The 3,723-nt window shown below is 47.7% G+C and carries 3 protein-coding genes; 2 read left to right on the top strand and 1 reads right to left on the bottom strand.

Annotated elements, in window-relative coordinates; genetic code table 11:
• On the bottom strand, positions 1 to 1,043 hold a 1,043-nt coding region (locus WBV75_RS11105; RefSeq protein ID WP_424120671.1), incomplete at its 3' end, for a TonB-dependent receptor plug domain-containing protein.
• A 220-nt stretch (positions 1,044 to 1,263) separates the two neighbouring features.
• Here WBV75_RS11105 and WBV75_RS11100 point away from each other — a divergent pair.
• Both WBV75_RS11100 and WBV75_RS11095 read left to right on the top strand, forming a co-directional pair.
• Positions 1,264 to 1,860 (top strand): ribonuclease HII, encoded by a 597-nt coding sequence (locus WBV75_RS11100; protein WP_424120670.1) that lies wholly within the window; start codon positions 1,264 to 1,266, stop codon positions 1,858 to 1,860.
• 30 nt (positions 1,861 to 1,890) lie between these two features.
• A partial coding sequence (locus WBV75_RS11095; RefSeq protein WP_424120669.1) for a hypothetical protein occupies positions 1,891 to 3,723 on the top strand: 1,833 nt, incomplete at its 3' end.

Below are 3,723 nucleotides of genomic sequence, written 5' to 3'. Positions count from 1 at the left end.
CTTCCGCTGGTGTTATTCCGGATGCTGAAGCGCTTCAGGTCGGAATCCTGTAGAATCCCTTCCTGGTCGAAATAGCCAAGGGAAGTAAACTGGGTGAAGTCTTCACTACCACTTTGGAAAGTTATATTGTGGTTTTGAGTAAGGCCTGTCCTGAAAAAGAAATCAACCCAGTCAAATGTTGGGGCTGCTGCGATTTCCTCGGGAGTCAGGGTCGCACCCCGACCTGCACCACGCTGGTTCTCCAGGTTCAACTGCTGCTGAGAATCCATCAAGTTGTAATCATTGTCCTGAAGGCTACTGAAGCTAAGGATTCCCGTATAGTTGATCTGAAGCGGCTGGTTAAAATTACCGCCTTTGGTTTTGATCACTACAACCCCGTTCGCACCCCGGTTTCCATAAATTGCCGTGGCTCCCGCATCCTTAAGGACATCGATAGACGCAATATCCTGAGGGTTGATACTCCGGAAGTTGTCTTCATCCACAGGCGTACCATCGATGATAAAAAGCGGAGAGGTGTTCCCGTTAATGGAGTTTACACCCCGAAGGCGTACTGTTGGAGCTGCACCCGGTTGCCCGCTGCCGGTGCTAATGTCCAGACCCGCCACCTGTCCGGATAGCGTCTGAATTACGTTCGCATTCGGACGGTTCTCGATCGTCTTTGACGTAATTGTCTGGGAGGCAATACTCGATTTTTCTTTGGTTGTAGTCCGGTATCCCGTAACTACTACCTCTTCCAAAGTCTCAGCGTCTTCCTGCATCTGAACATTGATCACTGCGGATGCGCCCACAGGCCTATCCACAGTTGTTTGTCCGATATACGTGAAACGAAGCGTCTCATTAGAATTTGCCCTGATGGTGTAATTTCCATCAAAGTCTGTTTGTGTTCCGCGTGTTGTTCCTACAACAACCACTGAAACTCCGGGTAGAGGGATATTGTCCTGGTCCACTACGTTACCCGAAACCGCTCTCTCCTGTGCAAAGGAGAAAGATAGACTCAAAAGCACCAATAAAGGTGTAAGAATCCAAGTTAGTTTTGATCTCATTTAAAAAGTGTTTTGAATTAGCCAGTTGCAAAAATCTTATTTCTATGTTAATTATCCAAAGGAGATCGCACTCTGAGGTTGCTAAATGTTAAAGAAATCCTTTCTTTTATGTTTTCTCTTTTAATTTTTAGTAAAACATGCATTATTCATAATATTTTAACTTTTTTCGTTAATGTTTTTTTAGTTTTCTTTAAACAAATCGATTGCGTAGATTGAAAACATGCTAGAACTAAGCCACAGCGGCCTTATGGAGGCGGGAACAGACGAAGCCGGAAGAGGATGTCTGGCCGGTCCGGTTACTGCCGCTGCCGTTATCCTACCCGATGGTTTTACGCATCCGTTCCTGAATGATTCTAAAAAATTATCCCCTCTAAAAAGGGAAACGTTGGCCTCACTCATTCGGAAAACGGCAGTAGCCTATGGAATCGCCCATGTATCTCACGAGACTATTGACGAGATAAATATTCTCAACGCCTCTATCAGGGCTATGCACCGGGCGCTCGATCAGCTGCAAACCAAACCTGAAGCCATTGCAGTTGATGGGAACCGGTTTAAACCTTATAAATCAATCCCGCACGAATGTCTCATTCGGGGAGATGGCCGATTTTTGAATATCGCGGCCGCTTCCATCCTGGCCAAAACTGCCCGGGATAAGCTTATGCAGGATCTTGATGAATTGCACCCTGAATACCAATGGGCCAAAAATAAAGGCTACCCTACCCGGGCGCATCGCAACGCATTGCTCAAATACGGCCCCACACCCTACCACCGAAAAAGTTTCAGATTAAAGGAGGAACAGTTGAAAATCAACTACTAGATAGTACTTTTGTGTGGAGAAACTGAAGTGATGAGTACATTCAGGATATTCCTTTATATAAGTACACTCTTTTTTATTTCCTGTAACCCGGGCCTGCCTGAACGCATGGAACCCGAAGACCTCGTCCCGGGGTCCGCTGAAATGGTACTCAAAATCAACAATACTGAACTGTTTAGATCAGAGTACCGGAATTCTGAAGTTTTAAAGACCCTGCACGGCAGTGACACCCTCCCCTGGCGGGAATCGATCGAAGCCGTATTGGAACTGGATCCTCCTCCGGGGTCCCTTTTGGTCCTTTCCGATACCCTTGCAAACCCCGGGGAGTGGCTACTCCTGATTCCTGCCCTGAAGACCGCAACAGATACTACAATGAACGAGCAGTCAAACCCACAGGTAACCTTTTGGGAACTCCCGGATAGCTCAGGTGTTCACCTCAGCCAACTCCAAAACATCCCTGTGGCGGCATCTTCCAAAGCGTATTTAGATCGCTTCTTAAATGCCTCTGCGCGCGAATCTTCAAGCCTGAAAAAGGCCTTAACCGCTTCGAATCCCTTAGCTATGGCTACCCTGGTACTGACGGGACGTATGTCCGACCCTTATGGAGTGGCGTCGTCAGAATATACGGAACCTGCCCCGGGCACAACCCGGCCCTGGACCTCCTATGATTTCATAGCTCGTGAGCCTTTTTTTAGTCTTCAGTGCACCCAGAGCCAAAGGGACAGTGCGGCTGTTTCGCAAACCCTGTTGGCATACCTTCCCGTATTGCCCCTTCAACGAGCCGCTACTTTGATTCCGGGAGATGCGGACACCTGGATTTCTTATTCCCTTCAACAGCCCGAACAATTTCTGGACAACCAAATGAGAGTATTGGGAACCCCAAATCCCAATCCTGAACTCCTCGAAAGTATTGAACAAATTAGTATCGTGGAAGGGGGAGAATCTGAAATACTCATCCTCCATAGTTTAAACACCTCCCTGGTCGAGGAAATGCTGAGGCCTCTCAGAGGTGAGGGTGTCGATTTTCAAGGTGTATTAGTCTATCCCCTCGATGCATCCGAACTGCTGAGGGAAACTTTTGACCCCCTGCTCAGATCCATAGATGCCCCTGAGTATTATACTACTGTGGAAGACGCATTTATATTTTCGACATCCCTCCAGGCACTTCAGAGCCTGATCAGCCATAAAAACCGGCAGGACACCTTTTCCAAAAGCAGTGAATTTGAAAAACTATCCACAAATCTCGCCTCGGAGTCCAGCATCCTGCTCATTTCAAAAAACCCCACCGACTCCAAACTCGTTTTGGATTCCTCAATTGTGGGTGCTCTGACTTCTCCGCTGGCTGAAAGGATTCCCGACGGATATCTGCTGGCTTCCCAATGGAACCTTGAAAACCCCTTTTCCCTGGGATCCTATCAATTCCTCGATGCGGGTTATGTCGATAATGAGACTTCCCAGGTCGTCGAGGTTTTTACAGAAGCCCTCGAGGCACCTGTAGCGTCCCGCCCCCAATTTTTAAAGAATCACAGGAACGGATCTATGGACATTGCCGTACAGGATGAAAACAATACCCTGTACCTGTTTTCAAATGCAGGGGATCTCTATTGGAAGAAAGACCTGGAAAGTCAGATCCAGGGAGACATTCAGCAAGTGGACCTTTTTAGGAATGGCCGCCTGCAGATGGCATTTACGACCAACACCCAACTCCTGATCCTGGATCGGAATGGCAAGGAGGTAGCCCCTTTCCCCAAATCCTTTGACGGGGGCAACCTGAATCCCCTCGCCGTTTTTGATTATGAAAAGAAGAAAAATTACCGAATGGTAGTTACCCAGGGCTCCAGGGTTTTTATGTTTGACGGACAGGGT

The organism is Robiginitalea sp. (genome assembly GCF_049588695.1).
Classification (GTDB): domain Bacteria; phylum Bacteroidota; class Bacteroidia; order Flavobacteriales; family Flavobacteriaceae; genus Robiginitalea.
Note: the sequence above shows the minus strand (reverse complement) of the source record. Positions and strands in the feature narration are given on the sequence as shown.